General features: G+C 41.9%; 17 protein-coding genes. 14 read left to right on the forward strand and 3 right to left on the reverse strand.

Annotated features, from left to right (window positions below):
- Positions 1 to 6: 6 nt before the first annotated feature.
- Entirely contained in the window at positions 7 to 1,239 is a 1,233-nt protein-coding gene (locus tag AT15_RS01325; protein WP_068345563.1) for an aminotransferase-like domain-containing protein, read from the reverse strand.
- Positions 1,240 to 1,447: 208 nt separating this feature from the next.
- Between AT15_RS01325 and AT15_RS01330 the strand changes: the two genes are divergently transcribed.
- The 5 genes from AT15_RS01330 (at position 1,448) to dnaA (ending at position 6,633) form a co-directional block, all read left to right on the forward strand.
- Positions 1,448 to 2,821, forward strand: coding sequence for an ArsB/NhaD family transporter (locus AT15_RS01330; protein WP_068345566.1), 1,374 nt, complete (start codon positions 1,448 to 1,450; stop codon positions 2,819 to 2,821).
- 18 nt (positions 2,822 to 2,839) lie between these two features.
- Complete coding sequence (locus AT15_RS01335; RefSeq protein WP_068345568.1) at positions 2,840 to 3,982, forward strand: pyridoxal-phosphate-dependent aminotransferase family protein; 1,143 nt, start codon at positions 2,840 to 2,842, stop codon at positions 3,980 to 3,982.
- Complete coding sequence (locus AT15_RS01340) at positions 3,982 to 4,911, forward strand: hydroxyacid dehydrogenase (protein ID WP_068345569.1); 930 nt, start codon at positions 3,982 to 3,984, stop codon at positions 4,909 to 4,911. The genes AT15_RS01335 and AT15_RS01340 overlap by 1 nt, the downstream gene beginning before the upstream one ends.
- Positions 4,912 to 4,932: 21 nt before the next feature.
- Positions 4,933 to 5,112, forward strand: coding sequence for a ferredoxin (locus AT15_RS01345; protein WP_068345571.1), 180 nt, complete (start codon positions 4,933 to 4,935; stop codon positions 5,110 to 5,112).
- 183 nt (positions 5,113 to 5,295) lie between these two features.
- Positions 5,296 to 6,633 (forward strand): chromosomal replication initiator protein DnaA, encoded by a 1,338-nt coding sequence (dnaA, locus tag AT15_RS01350; RefSeq protein WP_068345748.1) that lies wholly within the window; start codon positions 5,296 to 5,298, stop codon positions 6,631 to 6,633.
- Here the strand turns inward: dnaA and AT15_RS01355 are convergent.
- Positions 6,611 to 7,600, reverse strand: coding sequence for an NAD(P)H-dependent glycerol-3-phosphate dehydrogenase (locus AT15_RS01355; protein WP_068345574.1), 990 nt, complete (start codon positions 7,598 to 7,600; stop codon positions 6,611 to 6,613). The two genes, dnaA and AT15_RS01355, sit on opposite strands and share 23 nt — an antisense overlap.
- Before the next feature lies 1 nt (position 7,601).
- Entirely contained in the window at positions 7,602 to 8,555 is a 954-nt protein-coding gene (gene trmB, locus AT15_RS01360) for a tRNA (guanosine(46)-N7)-methyltransferase TrmB (protein WP_068345576.1), read from the reverse strand.
- A gap of 158 nt (positions 8,556 to 8,713) precedes the next feature.
- Here trmB and hpt point away from each other — a divergent pair, with 158 nt between their 5' ends.
- The 9 genes from hpt to AT15_RS01405 are packed head-to-tail and all read left to right on the forward strand — an operon-like array spanning position 8,714 to position 23,960.
- On the forward strand, positions 8,714 to 9,253 hold the full coding sequence (hpt, locus tag AT15_RS01365; RefSeq protein WP_068345579.1) for a hypoxanthine phosphoribosyltransferase: 540 nt from the start codon (positions 8,714 to 8,716) through the stop codon (positions 9,251 to 9,253).
- Positions 9,254 to 9,281: 28 nt separating this feature from the next.
- Positions 9,282 to 9,542, forward strand: coding sequence for a hypothetical protein (locus tag AT15_RS01370; protein ID WP_068345581.1), 261 nt, complete (start codon positions 9,282 to 9,284; stop codon positions 9,540 to 9,542).
- 38 nt (positions 9,543 to 9,580) lie between these two features.
- Positions 9,581 to 11,941 carry an ATP-dependent DNA helicase RecG gene (gene recG / locus AT15_RS01375; protein WP_068345583.1) on the forward strand — a complete coding sequence of 787 codons (2,361 nt, stop codon included), beginning with the start codon at positions 9,581 to 9,583 and terminating at the stop codon, positions 11,939 to 11,941.
- On the forward strand, positions 11,941 to 12,507 hold the full coding sequence (rsmD, locus tag AT15_RS01380) for a 16S rRNA (guanine(966)-N(2))-methyltransferase RsmD (protein ID WP_068345585.1): 567 nt from the start codon (positions 11,941 to 11,943) through the stop codon (positions 12,505 to 12,507). Before recG ends, rsmD begins: the two co-directional genes overlap by 1 nt.
- Positions 12,504 to 12,983, forward strand: coding sequence for a Mut7-C RNAse domain-containing protein (locus AT15_RS01385; RefSeq protein ID WP_068345587.1), 480 nt, complete (start codon positions 12,504 to 12,506; stop codon positions 12,981 to 12,983). The genes rsmD and AT15_RS01385 overlap by 4 nt, the downstream gene beginning before the upstream one ends.
- The gene (locus AT15_RS01390; RefSeq protein ID WP_068345589.1) at positions 12,973 to 15,618 is read left to right on the forward strand and encodes a sensor histidine kinase; all 2,646 of its coding nucleotides are present in this window, start codon (positions 12,973 to 12,975) and stop codon (positions 15,616 to 15,618) included. The genes AT15_RS01385 and AT15_RS01390 overlap by 11 nt, the downstream gene beginning before the upstream one ends.
- Position 15,619: 1 nt before the next feature.
- Positions 15,620 to 15,973 (forward strand): response regulator, encoded by a 354-nt coding sequence (locus tag AT15_RS01395; protein WP_084251380.1) that lies wholly within the window; start codon positions 15,620 to 15,622, stop codon positions 15,971 to 15,973.
- A 34-nt stretch (positions 15,974 to 16,007) separates the two neighbouring features.
- Entirely contained in the window at positions 16,008 to 18,755 is a 2,748-nt protein-coding gene (gene ileS / locus AT15_RS01400) for an isoleucine--tRNA ligase (RefSeq protein ID WP_068345591.1), read from the forward strand.
- Positions 18,756 to 18,776: 21 nt separating this feature from the next.
- Positions 18,777 to 23,960, forward strand: coding sequence for an SLBB domain-containing protein (locus AT15_RS01405; RefSeq protein ID WP_068345593.1), 5,184 nt, complete (start codon positions 18,777 to 18,779; stop codon positions 23,958 to 23,960).
- Positions 23,961 to 23,963 lie beyond the last annotated feature (3 nt).

The raw sequence follows: 23,963 nt of genomic DNA on the forward strand, positions 1-23,963 counted from the left end.
CCCCCCTTAGAGCAGTCCTTTTTCTTTTCCATACTCTACGACAGTCTTTTTAAGCCTCTTTACTCCTTCAATGATATTTTCCTCTGAAGGAAGGCAGAAAGAAAGACGCATGGAGTTGTCACAACCGCCGCCTATTGAGAAAGCTGAACCCGGAATGAACAGTACTCCGTTTTTCTTTCCAGATGCCATCATTTCCATGGTGTCGTAACCTTCGGGTAATGTCAACCAGATAAACAATCCACCCTGTGGTCTTGTCCAGTGGACACCTTCCATATCTGCGAAATTTCTTTCCAGTTCTTCAAGCATGAGATCTTTTTTCTTTCTATAAATCTCTATTGTTGGTTTCAAAAGTTCTTTAAGGTCGTACTTTTCAAGAAATCTTCCAGCAATGCGCTGTGTAAGGCTTGGTGAGCAAAGGTCTACAGCCTGTTTTGCCATAACCAGTTTCCTTATCAAAATTTCATGCCCGATGACAAATCCCAATCTCATTCCGGGTGAGAGAACCTTGCTGAAGGTTCTCAGCAACAAAACCCTGTTTTTTCCAGCCATCTTAAATAGGGATGGAAAACCTTCGCCTTCATAACGCAAGTCGCCATAGGGATCATCTTCAATTATTAACAGGTCATACTTTTCCGCCAGTTCGATTATCTTCTTTCGGCGTTCGAGATTCAATGTGACCCCTGCCGGATTGTGGAAGTTGGGAATTACATATATGAATCTGACTTTGCTTATTTCCCCTTTTTTATCGAGTTCCAGAAGCTTCTCTTCCAGTAAATCGGTATCAATGCCATCTTCAGATAGAGGCAGATCTATATGATTCATAGAATTCATGGAGAAAGCACTTGCAGCACCAAGGTAGACGGGTTTTGAAACAAAATATTTGCTCTCAGAATCGAGCAAAATAGTTGAAAGCAAGTAAAGAGCGCTTTGTGAACCAACCGTTATGAGCAAGTTATCCTTTGTGAGGCCTTCGATGTTATCGTTTCTCTTTAAAAAATTTATATATGCTTCTTTTAGAACATCGTCTCCTTCAGTAGGACCATATTGTAAAGAAAAAGCGAATTCATTTTCTAATACATCCTTGGCTACTTCTGAAAGTTTGTATCTTGGAAAAGTTTTGGGATCGGGAACACCTCCCCCAAAGGAGATCATTCCGGGGACGTTGACATCCTTAAGCAATTCTCTGATGATTGATGAAGTGAGTTTCTGACCTATTTTTGAAAATGCGAATTTTTTCATACACATACCCCCTGATAAAATATTGGTATTCTTTTTCATCAAATGGTAAAGCAATTTGATGCCATAATGAAAAATATAAGCGTTAACCTTCTAAAGTGTGCTTTGATAAAATTGTTCAGAAAAACAGGATGTATAGAAGCTCCCGTTTGCTGAAATGCATTGCATGCAACATTTTGCAAACGTGAAAACTATTGCAGGGGGTCTTATCATGGTTTTTTTGTACGGTAGTGTGGTACTGGTTCTTATGGCCGTTGTCTATTATTTTCTTGTATCTGGCAAGATGGACAAAGCCGCCAGTGCCTTTGCAGGTGGCGCAATTCTGCTTTTTTTGACTGCAATACTGAATAACGCTTTTCCTGATGCACTTCCTGAAGGTGTAAAAAACTTGAATCTCGAAAATTTGAGCAGTTTTGTTGATTTCAAGACCCTGGGGCTTTTAGTGGGAATGATGATTATGCTCCCCTTTATAGAGGAATCCGGCTTTTTCCAATTTATGGCCGTTACGGTAGTTAAAATGAGCCGGGGAAATTTCAAGCTTTTGTATATTCTTACTTCTTTGATTGTCGGCGTTGCATCTGCTTTTCTAAACAACGTGAGTACGGTTATGGTCTTTGTTCCGGTTGTTCTTGCAGTTACTGATGCTTTGGAAAAAAATCCTTTCCCTTTTCTCATCATGATAATACTTTCGGCAAATCTTGGAGGCACAGCCACTCTGATAGGCGATCCCCCTAATATGATAGTGGGTTTCGCAGCTGGGAAGAGCTTTAATGATTTTTTGAGCAATGTTTCCCCCGTAGTTATAATAACGCTGGTTACCGTCCTTATTCTCCTCTTGTGGAAAGAGGGCAAATACTTTAAACTCAATGATGAAGAGCAAGATACTTTGAAGAGGTTTGCCAACACAAACCCTTCATCACAAATCAGAGACTGGAAGATGTTACGCATATCGTTGACAATATTCGCTCTTGCATTGGTTGGCTTTACTTTGCCACCATCGTTAGGGATCGATCCAGCTTTAGTCTCTCTTCTGGCAGCAGCGGTTACACTTTTTGTTATGAAAGTCAACGGTGAAATGATGGAAAAGCTCTTTCACAAGATCGAATGGGGAACCATCTTTTTCTTCCTGGGGATGTTTACACTGGTTTACGGCCTTGAGGCTGTTGGTCTGATGAATGTCGTTGTGAATTTTCTTGTGAATTCGTTGCACAGTCCTTTGTTGTTGTTGATATTCGTTCTCTGGTTCCCGTTACTCCTTTCAAGTTTTGTCAGTGCCGTCCCGATGGTGATGATAATGGTTCCTATAATAAAGGGCATTATCGGAAATCCTGCGCTAGTATTCAGTGGAAATGTCGCTCTTTCTGATACGTTATGGTGGGCACTGGTCCTTGGAGCATGCTATGGCGGTAATGGAACGATAGTAGGTGCAGCTGCAAATATGGTAGTAACAGGCATGAGTCAAAAATTAAAAAGAGGGAAGCTGACCTTTTCAAACTATATGAAATACACATTCCCTTTGTTGATGGTATCCGGGATAATAGCAACGATGTTTGTGGTTATAAGATATTACTCAATACAAACTTAGCTTTAAGGGGGTGCATCTATGGTAAAAATGGTAAAGAAAAACTATCTTCTCGCTCCTGGACCAACACCGGTTCCAACGGACCTTCTTCTGGAAGGTGCACAGGAAACCATCCATCACAGAACACCACAGTTCAAAAAGATAATGGAAGAGGCTATTGAAGGTACTAAATATGTATTCCAGACAGCTGGAGATCTCTTCCTGCTGGCTTCTTCCGGCACCGGAGCCATGGAAATGGCAGTGGTAAATCTGGTGTCTCCTGGTGAAAAGGTAATCGTAATCGTAAGTGGTAAATTCGGAGAACGCTGGAAGCAGATCTGTGAAACTTATGGAGCAAATGTAGTTCCAATTGAGGTTGAATATGGTAATTACGTTGCTCCGGAAAAACTTGACGAAACACTAAAAGAACACCCGGATAGCACGGTTGTCTTCACAACGCTTAGCGAAACGTCAACAGGAACAGTCATGGACATTGAAGGCTTCGCCAGAGTATCCAAAGCCCACGGCAAATTGATTGTCGTTGATGCCATAAGCGGTCTAATTGCCCAACCTTTAAAAACCGATGAATGGAACCTAGATGTAGTTGTAGCGGGTTCTCAGAAGGGATTTATGCTTCCTCCGGGATTGGGTTTTATTACCTTCAGCGAAAGCGCCTGGGAAAAAGCAAAGACAAACAAAACACCGAGTTATTACTTCAATGCTTTCGCATACAAAAAGAACCCTGCTCCTTACACACCCGCTGTTAATCTTATTTATCAATTGAAAAAAGCAGTGGAGATGCTCAAAGAAGAAGGCATGGAAAACGTATGGGAACGTCACAGAATTCTTGCTGACGCTACCAGGGCTGGAGTTCAAGCTCTTGGCCTTGAGCTTTTCTCAAAACGCCCTGGAAATGTCTTGACCGCTGTAAAAGTTCCAGAAAGCATTGATGGAGCAAAACTCGTTTCGTTGATGCGTGATGAGTATGGCGTTACTATTGCTGGTGGCCAGGGAAGCATGAAAGGAAAAATCTTCCGAATTGCTCACCTGGGCTACATGTCAAAATTCGACACGATAATTGCCATTTCAGCTCTTGAGATGGCTCTCAGGAAATTAGGTTTTGATTTTGAGTACGGTACAGGCTTGAAAGCAGTTGAAGAGGTCTTTGAAAGGGAGGGGGTTTGATGTTTAGGCTTCATGCCAATGACCCCCTTTCAAAGGAAGCCATGGAATTGCTGAAATCTTCCGGGTTTTTTGAAATTACCGCAGAGCATTTTGATAAAGAAGAGCTCATAAAGAACATGGATGACATAGAATTTCTCGTTGTAAGAAGTGCGACAAAGGTAACCTCTGACGTGCTGAATGCGGGTAAGAAGCTGAAGGTTGTAGGGCGAGCCGGAACCGGCCTGGACAATATAGATACAAAAACAGCAAAGGAACTGGGAATAAAAGTCTACAACACTCCTGGTGCCAACGCCATATCTGTGGCCGAATTAGCCTTAGGTCTTCTGCTTTCACTGGTGCGCCATATTCCCCGTGGCACTCAAGGGCTTAAAGAAGGCAAGTGGGAAAAGAAGGTGTTGAAAGGGCACGAAATTTTCGGAAAAACCCTTGGCATTATTGGTTTCGGCGCAATTGGAAGAGAAGTGGCAAAGCGGGCAGCAGGTTTTGGCATGAAAATCATTGCCTATGATCCTTTTGTCGAAGAAACTGACCTTCCCGTACATTTGACAAAAGAGCTAAATAATCTATTAAAAGAAGCTGATGTGATTACTTTGCATCTACCCTTAACCGAAGACACTAAACATATTATCGGTGAAAGCGAATTTGCAAACATGAAAGATGGTGTTATAATTATCAATGCTGCCAGGGGTGGCATTGTGGATGAGCAGGCTCTATACAATGCTCTGATAAGCGGAAAAGTCTCAGGAGCTGCCCTCGATGTTTTTGAAGTTGAACCACCGATTGATGAACTGAGAAGGAAATTGCTGGGTCTGGACAATGTGATAGCTACCCCTCATATTGGTGCTAGCACTCACGAAGGCCAGACGCGTGTCGGAATACTGATGGCCAGGAAGCTAATTGAGGTCGCAAAAGAAATGAGTTCCTTATAAACCGCAAATGGAGGTGTAGTGATGAAGGTTTACGTTGACAAAGATGCTTGCATCGGTTGTGGAGTTTGTGAAGGAATCTGTGCAGAAGTGTTCAAGATGAATGATGAAGGAAAAGCCGAAGTAATTGTCTCTGAAACAGAGGCCACATGCGCCCAGGACGCAGCTGATTCCTGTCCTGTTCAAGCAATTAAAGTAGAATAGTTTCCGAAATTTTACCTAAATATTCGGGGGTGGTCGTTATGACTACCCCTTTTTATAGTGGAACACAAAAATTCCCCATTTTTATTGAATGTAAAATCTGGTATTATTATTTTAGCTTCAACTTCTTTGCTCTTTACTTTTCCTGTTGCGGTGCTTCAGGGTTACTATTCTTCGGAGGTTACTGTGTCGCATAGGATTATTAGAATACTCGAAAAAAAGCTCTCAAGGAAAACCTGGGACAACTGGTTTACGACTTTAGAGATCAAGGAAATTACGGGGGACAAGGTTATATTTCAGGTGGGGAACCTTTTCGTAAAAGACTGGCTTCAGTCGAGATATGGAAAGGTTATCCATCGTGCTATTCATGAAGCCCTTGGTAAGGATCTTGATTTTGAAATCGTTTACGAATCCCCTTCAAAAGAGGTTTTCGAATCAGATGAATATAAAGGCCCCCTTGTAAAAAAGAAACCCCTTATCTTATCCGAGCTGAATCCCGAATATACCTTTGAAAACTTTGTCGTTGGCACAGAGAACAGGGCTTTGTTTGAGATATCTCAGGAAATATGCAGAAAACCTGGCAAATTCAATCCCTTTTTTATCTTCGGTGGTGTCGGGCTCGGTAAAACACATTTGTTGCAAGCAATAGCGCACAGGGTGCTGGAACTGTTTCCAGAAAAAAAGGTCTTGTACATAACCAGCGAACAGTTTATGAATGACATGATAGATGCCATAAAAAGTGGGTCAATCAGGGATTTCAGATATCAATATCGGAAGAAAGCTGACGTGCTTCTTATAGACGATGTTCAATTTCTCATTGGCAAAGAAGGAACCCAACGTGAGCTGTTTCACACTTTTAACGAACTCCACGACGCCGGGAAGCAGATCGTAATTTGTTCTGACAGAACACCTGACGAGCTCAACGGTTTCCCAGACCGTCTAGTTTCGCGCTTTCAAATGGGCATGGTCATGGAAATCCTGCCACCTTCCCTTGAAACCAGATACGAAATCGCAAAGCGCCTTGCAAGAAGGGAATCAATCAATTTAGCCGATGATGTCGCAATGGAGCTCGCTCACAGGATCGATGGCAATTTAAGGCGGTTGCGGGGTGCGATAATAAAACTGATTGTTCAGAGCAGTATGTATAAAGAAAAAATTGATTTGTCCTTTACCAGGCAAATTATAAGCTCTTTCCAGACAGATATTACCGGGGTAAAACCCCTTACCGATGTTGATAGGTTGCTCAAAGCCATTGAAAAAGTTCTGGGCGTTTCCCGGGAAGAAATAAAGGGAACTTCAAGGACGAAGAATGTTGTAAAAGCGCGGCAGCTTTTCATTTACATGCTAAAGCAAGAATATGGCAAAAGCGTGCAGGAAATAGCAGAGATTGTCGGCAAGAAACATTCCACCGTTATTCATTCGGTGAAACAGATAAGCAAAAGCATCCTGAAAGACAACAAATACATCAAGGGATTGGTAGCTAAAATAAACAACACTGTTTCTACCGATTTTGCAGCCAGTTGATTTCATCTTTCTGGCTTCTTGACATGAGCTCTTCGACAGCTTGCCAGGGACTTTTGCCTTCAAAGATTACCTTATATACCTCACTCGATATGGGAAGTTCAATGTTAAAAACTTTCGCCAGTTCGTGGACAGCTTTGCTTGTGGGTACACCTTCTGCTACGGTTTTTCTCTTGCTGAGGATTTCATTTATATCCTTTCCTTTTGCCAGTTCTTCGCCAACAGCTCTGTTCCTGCTGTACTTACCGGTGCAGGTGACTATTAGATCTCCAATGCCAGCGAGTCCGCCAAAAGTTTCCGGCTTCGCCCCGAGACAGTTCCCCAGCCTTATGAACTCCACTATCGCCCTGGTTATCAGGGAAGCCTTGGTGTTGTACCATCCTCCCATGCCATCAATAATTCCTGCTGCTATCGCAATGACATTCTTTAGGGCTCCCGAGACTTCTACGCCCACCTGATCGTTATTGCTGTAAACTCTGAAATATCCTGTTTTAAAAATATCCCTCACAAATCTGGCATCTTCAATCCTTTCAGCAGCTGATACAACCGTTGTTGGAACTTCCCTTGCAACTTCATCGGCATAACTTGGACCTGAAAGTGTTACGCAACGAAAAGCGCCAAACTCCTTAAAGAGTTCTGAAGGTCTTTTTAATGAAGACAACTCTATCCCCTTAGAGAGGTTCACAACAGTTTTGCCACGAAGGTCCAGCCCTTCAAAAATCCTTCGTATGAATTGCACCGGGACGGCATTAAAGATTAGATTTGAAAAGCTAATGGCTTCTTGGATGTCACCGGTAAAAAGAATACCCTCAGGAAGAATTATATCTATGTAATAACTTCTCTTTGACTCCTTCAATTGATCCAATAAATCGTTTTCGCGAACCCAGAGAAGAACTTCATGACCACTGTTGGCAAGCACTTTAGACATTGCTGTTCCCCAGCTTCCAGCTCCAACAATGGCAATCTTCATTTTAATCCCCCTTTTCGAGTATCTCAGCCAGATTGAAAACGGCTTCTTTTACTGCCCTGGTTCTGAATGGAAGACCATGCCCGTTCAGCCTGACAATCCAGGCCCTTTTGCCAGGCTTTTTCTTTATTTCGATATAAAATTTCTGTTCAAAATCGCCATCCACAGCAATGGTTTCCACAAGGTATCTTTTATTAAACATATCCTGATATATATCTTTGTAGATATACACTACGTTGTTCTTCTTGAAGTGCTTGTTTATCGCCTCTTTCAAAGCTTCTTCGCTTATTTCTCCCTCGACCAAACGATGAGGCATTTCATCACCTCCACAAAGCCTTTCTATGCCTGGAGTTGAGATTTTCTTTCCGCGAACCCTGAATATGTCACGGTTTTCCCTCTTCCATTTTTGCTCATAGCGTGTGTTGACTCCTGTATTTGGATTTTTTGTGAGTTCAATTGCTTTGAAACAGCCCGTCGCTTCTGCGCTTCTCATGAAATCTGTTGCGAAGTTCTCATCATCTGTATACAGCTGAAAAAAGGCATCCTTTCTCAGTATAGTTGCAATTGAACTTAGAAAATTCCTGTCATTCAGCCTTTTGCGGGCATGGCTTTTCTTGGGCCATGGACACGGAAAGTTCATGTAAAAGCCCGAAAAGCTGTCCTCGCAAAACAGTTCTCTTGTTCCAAAGCGAGCGTCGACCAGGATAACCCTGACATTTTCGAGCTGTTTTTTATCAAGCTGCTTTTGCACTTTCACCAGCGAGATTAAAGACAGTTCAAGACCAATAAAAGCCTTTTCGGGGTTCCGCTCTGCCATTTCGACAAGGAACTCACCATTTCCAAAGCCGACTTCCAGAAAAACATCTTTATCTTTTCCAAAAAGGGTTACAGGATTAATAGGGAGATCCATTGATGAGGGATCAACAAAATATCTCAGTACATTTACGTTTATATTCATCTTTCCTCCTCCGAAATTCGTCCCTGTATAATAACATGCCTTATCCCGAATTGGAGTGAAGACTGAATTAAAAATTTCACGTGGTCGATTGAAAGCTGATTTTGCCCTTAAAGGACCGGTAAAAGGGTGTTATAATACATTAAATCGGAGGTGAAAACATGGATATAGAGCCTTCCAAATTGAAGGTTCTCTTCTCAAAGGAGGAAATAGAAAAAACAGTCAAAAGGCTTGCAAAGGAAATATCAGCGTATTATGCTCCCCTGACCGACGAGATAACGGCAGTGTGTATTTTAAAGGGCTCTGTTCACTTTTACAGCGATTTGCTTAAAGAGCTGGATCTGAAAATAAGGTATAATTTCGTACACGTTTCGAGCTACTCTGGAATGACAACAACCGGAAAAGTGCGTGTCAAGACCTGGGTGGACGAATCATTAACGGGTAAATATGTGCTGCTTGTCGAAGATATCGTTGACACCGGAAACACGCTCAGATATATCATTAACTACATCTGGAAGCAGCAACCCGCAGACGTAAAACTGGTTTCCTTGCTTGAAAAGACCATTCACGAGCATGGCGTCGATATTGATTTCGTGGGCCAAAAGATCGATGATAAATTCGTGATTGGTTACGGGCTGGATTACGATGAATTCTACCGTAACCTTCCCTATATTGGTTATGTGCCTAAGGAAGAAGGGTAATTCGACAGTATTTGGAATTTCATTACTTATGTTGATCTTCCTCGCCTTGATGAGCGCTTATTCCTTAAGCCTGGTAAAAGAGTCGAGCGCAATTGTGCGTTTAAGGCTTGAAAGCGCAAAAAAGCTAATCACAGTTGATTCTGCATTGAAGCTGCTGGATTTTTCAAAGGAGTATAAAGAAGCCGTGACCATTAATTTGAATGGTTATTTTATCAGGACATATAAGGATGGTTCAAAATGGTATGTGGAGATTGTCAAAAACGGAATCAGGGAAGTATACAGTGAATAACTTGATATGCTTGATATGATTATATTTTGGAGGTTGAGATGCTTTTTGAAGAGTTCCTTGACATTTGCGAGGAACAACTTAAAGGCTTTCTTGAAAACAGAATTACTTCTTCAGCTCTTTTTGATGAGCTGAACAGGTTCGCTCGCTACATCGACACTGAAGAATTCAAGTGCTTCCCGGATTTGAGAAATTATCTCGTTCAATTCCTCCGCTATTACTCTGTATTCCAAAAATTGCCACATCAAAGGCAACGGAAACGAGCTGAAAATGGTTTTAAGATGATCGACAAAATGCGGAATGTTTTCCTGCTTACCCCGAATGAAGAAATCGAGGCTTTGAAGCAAAACACGATAAATCCAGAGTCCAGCGTGAAATTCGCAAAAGGTGTCGGGGAAAACCGTGCAAAGCTTCTGCATAAATTTGGAATTGAAAAGATAAAAGAGCTTCTCTGGTGGCTGCCGAGAGATTACGAAGATAGAAGAAAGATTATTCCCTTATCTTCATTACGTCCGGATGAAAAAGTTACAATAATGGCAGAGCTTTTGAATTATTCCATAAAGCGTGTTAAAGACTATGTTATCGTTACTGCTGTTGTTTCAGATGGCTTTGGACAGATACTGCTGAAATGGTTCAATCAGGAATATATCACAAGGTATTTGAAAAAGGGATCAAAATATCTGATCACGGGCATTCCAAAGAAAAACAGCTTCGGTCCATATGAAATCAATACACCTGAAATAGAGGAAATTACCGGAGAGCCGAAAAGAGAAATACTTCCCGTTTATAGCTTAACCAGCGGATTAACCCAGAGAATAATGAGGCGCATTATTCGCAAAAACATTTCCGTCCTGGCAACCTTCCGGGAGTTCATCCCTCAATCAATACTCGAGAAGCGAAGTCTGCTTTCCAGAAAACATGCAATGCTGGCAGTGCATTTTCCAAAGAGCCTTTATGAATCTAACAAAGCACGTGAACGTCTTTCTTACGAAGAGCTGTTTCTCTTTGAGGTTGCCCTTCTATACAACAAAGCGAAATTGAAGAATAAGGATCTTGGAATAAGCAAGAAAATTGTTGGCGACCTCTCAAAACGCTTCATCGAAAGCCAGTCCTTTAAGCCAACGAATGATCAGTTAAAAGCCTTTGAAGAAATAAGGAATGATCTAAAAGCTTCATCTCCCATGAACAGAATGCTGCAGGGTGATGTGGGATCAGGAAAAACTTTTGTTGCGGAACTCGCAATCATAGATAATTTTGAAGCAGGTTATCAAAGTGCGATGATGGTTCCAACATCGGTTCTCGCGATCCAGCAATATGAGAAATTGAAAAGAGAACTGGCACATGTTGGTGTAAAAGTTGGCCTCTTAGTGGGATCTATGAAAAAAAGCGAGCAAGAACAGGTTAAAAGGCAACTCGCACTTGGGGAAATCGATGTGATTTTAGGGACTCATGCGTTGATTCAAGAAAATGTCAATTTCAAGAATCTGGGCCTTGTGATCGTTGACGAGCAACATAGATTCGGCGTAAAACAAAGAGAGGCGCTCATGACCAAAGGAGCATTGGTTGATACGCTCGTGATGACCGCAACACCAATTCCACGAACCCTTGCTCTTACAGCTTATGGAGATTTAGATGTATCCACTATCCGCGAAATGCCCCCAGGAAGAACCCCCGTTAGAACAATGATAATTACCGAAAACAGGCTTTCAGAACTATATGCCTTTGTGCGTGAAGAAGTTGCCCTCGGTCATCAATGTTTTTTCATATATCCACTGATTGAGGAATCTGAAGTGATGGATTTGAAGGCTGCAACAGAAGCAGCGGAATTCCTCAGCAAAGAAGTATTTCCTGATTTGGGCGTTGAATTGCTTCATGGAAAGATGAGTGATCAGGAAAAGACAGAAATAATGCAGCGTTTCAAGAAAAAAGAAACCATGATACTCGTATCAACATCGGTAATAGAAGTCGGTATCGATATCCCGACAGCTACCGTTATGGTCATCGAACATCCTGAAAGATTTGGACTCGCTCAACTTCATCAATTGCGTGGCAGAGTTGGACGAAGTGCACTAAAATCCTATTGTATACTTGTTTTGAACCGCGGTGTATCCAGCGAAGCCGCTGATAGACTTAGAAAATTCGCATCAACCAACGACGGTTTCAAAGTGGCTGAAATTGACCTCAGGTTAAGAGGGCCTGGTGAATTTATGGGCACAAGGCAGCATGGGCTTCCTGATTTCAAGGTTGCAGATATAATTCGCGACAGCAAACTTCTATTTCATGCGCGTGAGGATGCCTTTGAGTTGATTAATGCCGACCCTGAATTGAAGGATCATCCCCTCATAAAAGAAGAAATCCGTGAGCGATTCGGCGAAAAGATCTCCCTGATAGAGGTGGGCTGATGCTTAGCATAACAGGAGGAATATACAAAGGAAGAAAAATAGAGACCACACCAAGGGTGGTCACGAGATACACTCCACAAATGACGCGAAAAGCCCTTTTCGATATTATAGATGTTGCGGGCAAGGTTTTTCTCGATCTGTTCGCGGGTAGCGGGATTATGGGAATTGAAGCTTTGAGCAGGGGGGCACAAAAAGCCATCTTTGTTGATAGTTCTAGATTAGCCTGTGGAACTATAAAGAAAAATCTTGAACTTCTGAAGATCACACCAGGTGACACTGAGGTATATTGCAGAGATTTCAGGAGAGCAATCCCTCACTTTCAGGCTAAAGGCATAAGCTACGATATAGTTTTCGCAGACCCTCCCTTTGAAAAGGGATATCTGGAAGAGCTGCTGAAAAGCCTTATCAAATATGATTCTGTAATAAAAGGTGGAGTGGTTGTCGTTGAAGCACCTGAGAGAAGCGAAAAGGTGATTGAAAGGCACACGTTGGATTCAAAGCTCAAAATAATCGATACCCGAAAATACGCCGGTGTGTACCTCTACTTCATGAAGGTGGTTGTGTGAAATTTCTGGCTGATAGGATGCTTGGAAAGCTTTCAAAAAAGCTTCGATTACTGGGCTTTGATACACTGTATTTCAACGACGCTGATGAGAAAAGGCTTCTTGAAATACTCCTCTCAGAAGAGAGAATTTTGCTGACTCGCGATAGGGAATTCCATTCAATTGCAATAAAAAAAGGCTGCAGAAGTTTTTTGTTGAAATCCAATTATTGGAAATCCCAGTTGAGAGCGGTATTTCAAAGGTTCAAACTGGTTTCCGTGATGGTGAAGCCTTTCAGCAGATGTTCCCACTGTAATGCCGAACTTGAAAGAGCATCCCCCGAAAGTGTTAAAAACGATGTTCCTGATTATGTCTTTTTCACACAGGAGGAATTCCTTCGCTGCATGGGGTGTGGGCGTATCTACTGGAAAGGCACCCATGTGCCAAGAATAATCGACACGCTCAGTGATTATATGGGGGGATTCTCAGATGATGAATAATATCCTGGATTTAATAAATGAATTATCAAAGGAACTCGATGTTGAGTTTAAAAAAATATGTGAAGAAGTGAAGACTCATTGTTCGCTCTTTCTCTTTGAGAAATATCGAAAACGTTTAAGAGAATACAAATCTTCAAAGGGAATTCCTGATCGGCAGATACACCTGAAAGATACTGCGAATTTTCAGAATTCAAGGCTAAAAATATCCGAATTTCCTGTAAGGCAGGGTGTTTTTCTCAGAAAGACCAGATTGGCGCTACTTCCGCTTATCAGAGGCAAAACTTTTCTTGGCGCTCTGGCCTTTAAAGCCGAATTTAAGGTTGGAACTCTTCCTGATACGAAGAGGCTTTCTTTCCTGATAGAGCTGCTCATAAGGTTATCCGAAGGTTATGAAGCGGCCAGGCAGCTGGAAATCTCAAAAGGGCTGACGGATATCTGTGAGAGAAGCCAGGAAGAAGAAGAACTCTTTGAAAAGGGGCTGAGCACAGCTATTGAACTTTTAAGGGTAAATCTTCTTGCCATATATAGGAATCGAGGGTCTTCCTTTAAACTTCTAAAAGCAGTAAATAAAGATGGGTATTTTTGTGTTGAGCATTTCGACAGACAAATTGCCGAAAAACTTCTTGAAAAAGAGCTTTTTCTTTCTTCACATGAGCCCGAACTGGCAACAGCACTTTTCGGCGAAAGTGAAGCGAAATCTTTCATTGCCACACCTCTGTACTCCAGCGAAGGTCTTGAAGGAATCTTTATTGCCGCTGATAGAAAAGAAAACCCCCTTGAATTCAGGATACACAAACATCTTGATGAGAACGATTTAGAGCTTCTTCATGATCTTTCGCATCGTTTGGCAGTTTCGTTGAGTAGAATTCGTCTCAAAGAAAGGCTTGAAGGCGAACTTGAAAGATTGAAAGAACTTCAAAGAGAAAATCAGGAATACATTGAGCTTCAAAGGTTACAGCTAAGGAGGCTCAATGCCTTGCATAAAATCAGTCAAGCAATGCGCGCGACTTTTTCACGGACAAGGATCATCAAAACTTTGCTTTTAGGTATCGTTATCGAAGAAGGGTTGAATTTTAGCCGTGCCTTATTTCTTGAACGCGACAAAGATAGTCTTTTTTTAAAGCCTCTTTATTCTCTTTCGGACGAATGTGCAAAAAACTTTAGGGGATTTACTACGGGATATAATGACCTGCATCAGTTTTTAATGGAGGTATCTTCAAAAGAGCTGGATTGCTTGAAGAGGCTGGATGACGTGAAAGGGATTTCATATTCCGGGAACAAGCTTCTCGAAAGAGTTGTTTTGCGAAAAAAAACTATCCACGTTACGCCCGGGGTTTTGGATATAAGAAGAGAGGAACTCTATCAGCTGAAATCACTAATTGGCGGAAAGGAATTTGTCATTGTACCTGTATCCGGTCAACAGGGTGTGGAAGGAGTCCTTGTGGTCGAGAAAGATTCTTCTCAGGATAAGAGTTTCTCAACAACTTTTGAAATCCTGGAACTCCTTGCGGACAGTGCTGGTTTGAGCCTTGAACTCGCCAAAAATTACAATGACCTCTTGCAGATTACCAAATCTCTGGAAGATGAAAAGGAGCTTTCGAACTATTATAAAACCTTTCTGGAAAACATACTCCAGTCACTGGAAACAGCAATAGTTGTTTTGGATAGAGAATTGAATATTACCGAAGTGAACAGAAGCGCCGAACATCTTCTGAAAATTCCGAAAGATGCACTTGTTAATCACAATATAAAATCCTTGCAGGAAATCTTTTTCCCATTTTTTCCTCTAATTGAGGAAGTCGCCATGAGCGGCGAGACCCTTTTCCTTACGGGAAGGCGACTCCCCTTTCTGGGGGATGTAATACTGGATATTCGTATCCTTCCCCTTTTTGAACAGGCGAAGATCACCGGAGTAATCCTGTCCATAAACGACGTAACAGAAAGATATAGACTGGAAGAGGAACTCAAAATAAAGGAAAAGCTATCAACCCTGGGAGAGGTATCAGCTAAAATAGCGCATGAAATCCGCAATCCAATTAGCGTAATTTCGGGCTTTGTCAACAGACTTAAAAAAGACCCGACAGAGGAGAAAGTAAAAAAGTACTCCGACATCATTCTGGAAGAGATGAAAAGGCTTGAAAAAATAGTCTCTGAAGTCCTTGAATATTCCAGAAGCAGTCCAGAATCCAAATTCAAAACGATTTTTGCATATTCTCTCTGTAAGGAAGTGGTGGACGAATACAGGACATACGCCCTTGAAAAAGGGATTGATCTTACTCTTGAAGGGGATAAAAAAGCGAGTTTTTTCGGCAACAAAAACCGCATTAAACAGGTTATAATAAACTTAGTTCAAAATGCCATAGAAGCCTCTAAAAAATCTGAGGCTGTTCGTATTGTAATAAGAAAAGAAGATAATAATATTCTGATTGAAGTTATAAACAAAGGCAAGGTTATTCCATCGGCAATATTAAAAAGAGTTTTTGAACCATTTTTTACAACTAAGTCCTATGGTACAGGACTAGGTCTTTTTATATGCAAAAGTATTGTTGAGGAACACAAAGGACATATAGAAGCTGAAAGTAATTTCGACAAAGGAACCATATTCAGGGTAATACTCCCCTCTGGAGGTGAATGAATTGTCCAAGCGCATTCTCATCGTTGAAGATGAAGAAAACATGAGACTTCTTCTCGAGGAAGAATTTTCAGATGAAGGCTTTGAAACCATAAGTACCGCTTCTGGGAAAAATGCCATCGAAATACTCAAGGAGAACGTGATAGACCTTGCAACTATCGACATTGAAATGCCCGATATGAACGGATTGGAACTGGCGGGTCTGTTAAGAAAAGAATACCCTGAACTGAAGATCATACTGCTCACAGCTTATTCGCATTATAAACAGGATCTATCGTCGTGGGCAGCTGACGCATATATTGTCAAGTCTTCTGATCTAAATGAACTAAAAGAAACTGTGAAGGAACTACTAAAGTGATGAATAGAAGTTAAAAGATGCTGGAGGTGTTTTGATGGATTATAAAGATACTCTGAATCTTCCACAGACTGGTTTCAAGATGAAGGCAAATCTGGTGAATAAGGAACCGATGCAGCTTAAGGAGTGGGATAAGATAGGATTGTATGAATATATAAGGGAGCAAAGAAAAGGTGCCCCGCTCTTTGTGTTGCACGACGGACCACCCTATGCCAATGGAAATATACACGTAGGCACCGCCCTTAACAAAATCCTCAAAGACTTTATCATAAAGTACAAGACATTAAGGGGGTTTGACGCTCCTTATATTCCTGGTTGGGATACTCATGGTCTGCCCATTGAACAGAAGGTCACTTCAGAATTGGGACCAAAATCAAAAGAGCTTCCAAAACCAGAGATAAGGAAATTGTGCCGCAAATACGCTACGAAATACTACAAGATACAACGCGATCAATTCAAAAGGCTTGGGGTTAGAGGCGACTGGTACAATCCTTATTTAACCTTCGACCCGAAGTATGAAGCCAGTGTGCTCAAAATTTTATCAAAGCTGGTAAAGCAGAACCAGATTTACAGGAAGTTAAAACCCATATATTGGTGTACTCATTGTGAAACGGCTCTCGCAGAAGCTGAGGTTGAATATCATGACCATGAATCCTATTCAGTCTATGTTAAGTTCAGGGATACAGTTGATCCTGGGTTATTTTATATTATCTGGACAACCACTCCCTGGACTTTGCCGGCAAATGTTGCCATAGCCCTTAACCCCGATTTTGATTATTGCGAAGTTGAGGTCAACGGAGAAAGGTATTTGATAGCAAAAGAACTCGTCGAAAACACCATGAAAGAATTCGGAATCGATGACTATCATATAACTGCAACCCGAAAAGGTAACGAGTATGAAGGAAGGAAAGCCCTGCATCCATTTATGCACAGAGAATCGCTGATTGTACTTGCTGATTATGTAGAATTGGATGCCGGAACAGGTTGCGTTCATACAGCACCGGGACACGGTGAAGATGACTACCAGACTGGCCTTAGATATAACCTCCCCGTACTGTCGCCCGTAAACGATGACGGAACATTCACTGCTCAAGCCGGAAAATACCAGGGTCTTCATGTGTTTAAAGCCAATCCAGTTATTGTTGAAGACCTGAAAAACTCAGGCCATCTTCTTGCAGAAGGAAGGATAAAGCATTCTTACCCTCATTGCTGGCGATGTAAAAAACCCATTATATTCAGAGCTACCGAACAATGGTTTGTTGACATTGACGCCAATAACCTCAGAGAAAAGGCTCTTAATGAAATCAAGAAGACCGATTGGCATCCCGCATGGGGAGAAAACCGGATAACCGCCATGGTTCAGGACAGACCCGACTGGTGTATTTCCAGACAGCGTTCCTGGGGTATTCCCATACCCGCTTTTAAATGCGCTGATTGCGGCGAGGTTATTTTGAAAAGCAATCTTATCGATCATTTTGCCTCTATTGTTGAAGAGAAAGGCACAGATGTCTGGTTCCATTATGATGTTGAAAGGCTTCTACCCGAAGGTTACAATTGCCCCAAATGCGGTTCCAAAAATTTGAAAAAGCTGGAAGATATACTTGATGTATGGATAGACTCGGGAGCCTCTTTTGAAGCTGTTGTTAAAAACAGAGAAGAGCTGCGTTTCCCGTCAGATGTCTATATTGAAGGAAGCGACCAGCACCGCGGATGGTTCCAATCTTCATTGCTTCTTTCAGTAGCCGCTGAAGAAATTGCCCCTTTCAAAACCGTTATCACTCATGGTTTTATCAACGATGAGAATGGGCGTAAGATGTCCAAATCTCTCGGAAATGTCATCGACCCACAGGAAATCAACGAAAAATATGGTGCTGAGATACTTCGTCTGTGGGTGGCGAGTTCGAACTATCAGGAAGATATTCGGATATCCATGAACATCATCAAACAGCAAATTGAAAATTACAGAAAAATCAGAAATACTCTTAGATATCTCCTTGGAAATCTATCGGATTTTCACCCCGAAGATGCCATTCCATATGAAGAGATGCTTGAGCTTGATCGTTGGGCTTTGATGAAGCTGCACCAGCTAATAAAAAGTGTGACACTTCACTACGAAAATTACGAATTTTACAAGGTTCATATGGCAGTTATGAAATTCATAGTAACTGATATGAGCGCTTTTTATCTTGATATAATAAAAGACCGATTATATGTTGAAGGCAAAAAATCGCTGAAAAGACGCTCAGCCCAAACCGTTCTCTTTGAAATCCTTATCTCACTGGCAAAGGTTTTGGCTCCTATTCTTACCTTTACAATGGAAGAAGTGTACGGCTTTTTACCGGACTCAGTTAGAGCTTATTCAACAATTCAGGCCGAAAAATGGCCAGAATTTAAAGAAGAATACATAAAGCCTGAACTGGAAAAGAGATGGGATTGTGTAATAAGCCTCAGGGAAGATGTCCTAAAGGCCCTGGAAATAGCCAGAACCAACAAAGAAATAGGGAATTCCCTGGATGCTAAAGTCATAATTGACTTAAAAGACCCAAAATTGAAAGAAGTTATCAACACCTTTAAGGCAGATGAACTAGCAGATATTTTCATCGTATCTCAGGTTGATTTCGGCAGAGCAGATGATGGTTTTGATGGAGATGTGAGTAAGGTTAAAGTGGTCAAAGCCGAAGGTGAAAAGTGCGAACGTTGCTGGAAGTATTCAAAAGAAACGGGCGCAAATCCGAAATACCCGGGTACATGCCCTCGTTGTGCGGGAGTTCTTTCAGAAAATTAAGCGATTTTGGGGGGATTAGAGTTGAAAAGGTCAGTATTGATCGTTACCTTTTTAGTGCTGGCTGTAATAGCGTTAGCAGCCTATCAATTGAGAACCGGAGACACAATAAGAATCTATGTATACAGTCACGAAGAACTGACCGTGGATGTTTCTGTGGGCCCTGATGGATGGATAACCATACCACCCATTGGCTCGCTTAAAGTGCTCGGGAAGACCCTTGATGAAGTATCAGCCGAATTAAAGAAAAGCTATTCCAATCTGGTTACAGATCCAAAAGTAACCGTTTCAGTGCAGGAATATGCTCCCTTTATTTATTACATTCTCGGCGAGGTTCGAAACCCCGGAAGTGTGATATTAAGCACACAGCGTGCTTCTATCGCGCAACTGATTGCAGCTGCGGGCGGGCTTGAAGAGACTGCAGATGAAAGGCAATTCCAGATTGTCAAGAGCGACGGTAAGCGCATAATCGTCGATATAGAAGGTTATCCCGAAGATACAAAACTCACCAATGTATTTCTCGAACCGGGGGATTCTCTCTTTGTTTTAAATGGATATAACAGCTGGATAAAGGTAATCGGCGAAGTAAACAACCCCGGTATATTCAAGTACATGGATGGGATAACATTAACGAGAGTTATAGCAGAAGCGGGCGGCGTCAAGGAAACAGGAGATCCGGAAGAAATCGCTGTTATTACACGACTTGGTAACTCGACCCAGAGAAAAATCTACAATCTGAATGACATCTTTGCCGGTAAGAGCTCTGATCCCTTGCTCAAAGAAGGTTCAAGTGTAATTGTTAACAGCGTTTCACAAAAAGCAGTGAAGGTCATTGGTGAAGTTAGAAATCCCGGAGTGGTACCCTATCGAAAAGGAATAACTCTCTTGAGAGCGGTAAGTGACGCGGGAGGGTTCGCTTCTACAGCGGGCAAAAGTGCTCTGGTGATATCTGGAAAGGATTCCTCAAGCTATGACATAAAAAGCCTTCTGGAAGGAACAGTTGAGGATCCATCGTTGATTCCCGGTTCCACAATTGTAATTCCAAAGGAAATGGAAAAATACGTTTATCTCCTTGCCCAGGATTTCAGTGGAAGGATTGATTTCAGCACAGATGAGAAGATAACACTCAGAAATGTACTGCTCAAAACCGGCAAATATCTCCCGGATAGCGACGAGATAATCGAAGTGATCGCCCCTGATGGTACCAAAACAAAAGTTCCAATGAAGGAACTTGCAACAAAAGACATAGAGCTTTCTTCAGGAGCTTTGATCACGCTTACACAGGCGCTAAATTTTGCGTATGTTGCCGGTGAAGTAAGCAAGCCCGGTGTCCAGTATTTAGAGCGTTACGAGGAATCAACCCTCAGAAATGTCCTGATAAAAGCGGGCATTAAAACAGAAAGTGCAGGAACCATTGAAGTAATTTCCAACGGGAAGAAAGTTTATTCACTGGAAAACGCGTTGGTTTCTGAGGATGTTGTCGCTGCCGGATCGGTGATAATTGTAAACAAAGAACCCGAAAAATACGTTTACCTGGTTGGTGAGGGCTTTGAAGGAGGCAAATTGGAATTAACAGCCGATGAACCCCTTACATTGAAGAGCGTACTCGCCAGATTGAACCTCCTCCCTGTTATCGCTAACAGAAGCGTGAAGGTAATTTCCAGAACAGGAGAATCAACAATAGATACTTCTATTCTTGAAAAAGAGGATATAATTCTTGAGCCGGGGGTAGTGTTAAATCTCGAAGGTCTTTTCACAAAGATATATGTCTTTGGTGAAGTTCAGAAACCCGGCCTGGTTCTCATAGGACCAGATACCATACCATCAATTGCAAACATCTTGAGCAAAGCCGGAGGTCTGTTAACAACTGCTGGCGAAATCCAGCTTATTGAAGATGGAAATATTTCAACATTTACTCTTGATCCTGTACTATTGACATCTACTGTATTAAATAATAACACTGTCCTGTATGTTGACAAGCAACCTGAAAGGTTTGTATACTTCATATCAGGCAAAAACGGCGGAAGGATAGATTTCACGGAAGCTGAGAATCCAACTCTTAGAAACCTTCTTTCAAAATTGAACATGCTGGATCTTGAATCCAGCACATCTTTAACTTTATACTCCCCTGATGGAAATATAAAAGAGGTCAGTATGTCCTATTTACTGGATAAAGACATCCCTCTTGAATATGGAAGCATTGTGGTTGACAGATATACAGGAAGGGAAATAAAGGTGCTCGGAGAGGTTAAAAACCCTGGTGCTTTTGCTCCCAACACAGCCAGTGATTTTAAACTTTCAAGCGCTATTGCCGCTATGGGTGGCTTACTGGAAACTGCTGATAGGAATAACATTTTACTAATTGATCCCTCTTCCGATAAGCCAGTCACCGTTGATTTTGACTCTTTGCTTTCTCAGGGCAAAGATTACCCTTTGAAACCGGGAATGACTGTGTTCGTGCCAAAAATGCTTGATAAATACGCATATATTACCGGCGAGGTCAAAGTTCCTGGTATCAAAGAATTTAGTTCAGAAGAGCGTTTTACGCTGGGAGCGCTCATAGCGAAAGCTGGCGGAATAACTCCTGATGCTTCCGAAGTACAGGTTATAAGCAGCAAAGGTAAGAAAGTGCTTTCATTGGGAGATGCCGTGATTTCCTCTGAAGGACTCCTACCTGGAACTCTTGTTCATGTTGTGAAAAACCTTGAGCGTTACGTATACATTGTCAGCGCTGAAAAGGGAGGGCGAATTAATTTCGCTTCTTCTGAAAAATTAACGCTAAAAACAGCTCTTGTCAAGGCTGGTTTGCTTGATTACCGCCTGGAAAAAGAAATCGTAATACAAAAGCCAGACGGAAGCCAGCAACAGATAATTTTGAATTCCTTGAGGAACAATGATGTGGCACTTGAACCAGGGAGTGTTATTGTTTATCCCGAACCCGGCGTCAGCATTTACGTGCTCGGCGCCGTAAACAGCCCTGGAAAAATCACTTTTGAACCCGGTGAAGTTCCCACACTGACGAAAGCTTTAACACTGGCTGGTGGCACCAGTATCGGATTCAGTGGATATATAAGCATTTCTGACGATAAAGAAATCAAGGAAGTTGAGCTTGATTCTATTCTCAGAGGAAAATCAGCAGACCCTGTATTGAGTGATTACACAATGCTTTTTGTTCAGGAAGCCAGTGACAGATATGTTTATCTGATTTCGCCGAATACAGGCGGAAGAGTTGAATTCGAAAAGAACGAAAAAATGACTCTCAAAACTCTTCTTGCCAAAAAGAACTATCTTGGCCCTAAAATGAACGGTCAGGTTGTTTTACAGTACCCTGATGGCAGGAAAATGATTTTCGATCTGGTGGAACTTGAAAGCAGGGATCTTTCTCTTGCTGGCGGAACAATTGTGATGTTCCCTGATGCATTGAGGGAGCTTTATGTGCTTGGAGCTGTATATAATCCCGGAGTAAAGATCTTTGAACCTTCCGAATCGCTTAATCTGACTTCACTTATTTCAAAAGCCGGAGGTCTCCTTGAAACAGCTCATGAAAGCGAAGTTTACATCACATATCCCAGCGGAAAAAGCGTTACAGCCAACCTCAAAGATATACTGGAAGGCAAATCTCGCGATATAATGCTGGAATCGCGTACTCTCGTTTACGTGCCCTTTTTCAAACCTGTTAAAGTTAATGTTCTTGGAGGCGTAAACAGCCCCAGTATCGTTGAATTTGGCCCTGACGAAACTCCTACATTGCTCAATGCTATCGCAAAAGCCGGTGGTATAAAGAAAAACGCCTCTGATACCGTTCGCCTGGGAAAAGGGGAAGGAAGCTATCGCTGGCTGGATCTGATAGAGAATGTCGATCTTCCCGTTGAGGACGGTACGGTTATTTATGTTCCGGAGGATACAGAGAGGTATGTCTACGTTTTGGGTCAGGTTTATAAACCCGGAAGAATTGATTTCGATAAGTATGAAAAGATCACCCTTGCATCGGTGATAGCCAAGGCTGGAGGAGTATTGTCCAGCGCTTCTGATGAAATCAAAATACTCCAGAATGACGGCCGCATCAAAACTGCAAAGCTTTCAGAATTGGAAAACAAACTTGATAATCCTGAAATTCTATCTGGAAGCACCATTATTGTAAATGAAGCCACAACAAAAATAACCATTTTGGGGCAGGTTAGAAATCCCGGAACCTACATCTTCGGCAGAAAAGACACCCCAACCATAGCGGCAGCGATTGCAAGAGCCGGTGGTATAAACGATATAAACGCAGTTGAGAGCATCTTGCTATACAACAATGGGGAACTCGAAGAACTCGGCGATTTTACAGCAGATAAAGTCCCCATACAAGGAGAAGCACTGATTTATGTAAAGCCCGTTAAGGAACTCGTCTTTACTGTAATAGGAGAAGTTAGAAACCCGGGTTCTTTCATTTACACAAGCAAGCATTATCCATCTCTTGTAGAGCTCCTTACCAGAGCAGGTGGCATTAAAGCCAATGCAGAGGAAGTGCAAATCATACAGACAGATTCCTTTGAAGTGTTGAGTGTAGATGAAGCAAAAAGATCCATCGAACCCTTTAAAAATGAAGTTATTATAATTGTCGCCGGAACTGGAAGGAGATTTATAAGCGTTGTAGGAGAAGTAAAAAATCCCGGGCTTATCGATCTTGGGCAATTTGAAAAATCTGTAAATCTGGGTGAAGCAATTGCACAGGCTGGTGGCTTTGTGAACAATTCAGTGGAATACGTTGAGGTTATCGGTCCCGACTTAAAAAAGAATATTCTTCCTCTTAACGGGGATAATCTCGCAAAAGCTCTATCCTTTGAACTGGAAGCAGGGTCAACGGTCTATGTACCGCAAAATTACCTGAAAATACTCGTTCTTGGCGAAGTTGAAAATCCCGGTGTAGTGAGCTATACAACGGATATTACTTTGCTCGATGCTATAGCCCTGTGCGGAGGTTTTACTCCCGATGCTTATAAAAATGTACTTCTGATAAATTACTCAGGAGATGAGCCTGAAATAGAGTACGTAGACCTCGCCGGTAACAAAGTCTCCAAAGGCGCATTGAAACTCGATCCAGGCGATGTTATTTATGTTCCTCAATCGAGATATATAGATATCAAAGAAGTGCTAAATTTCATTTCCAGCGTTTTGAACATTACGGGAGCTGGATTGCACCTTTTGAATCCCACAGCGTATTGAGCA

Origin of the sequence: Kosmotoga arenicorallina S304, from assembly GCF_001636545.1 — a bacterium.
GTDB lineage: Bacteria > Thermotogota > Thermotogae > Petrotogales > Kosmotogaceae > Kosmotoga_B > Kosmotoga_B arenicorallina.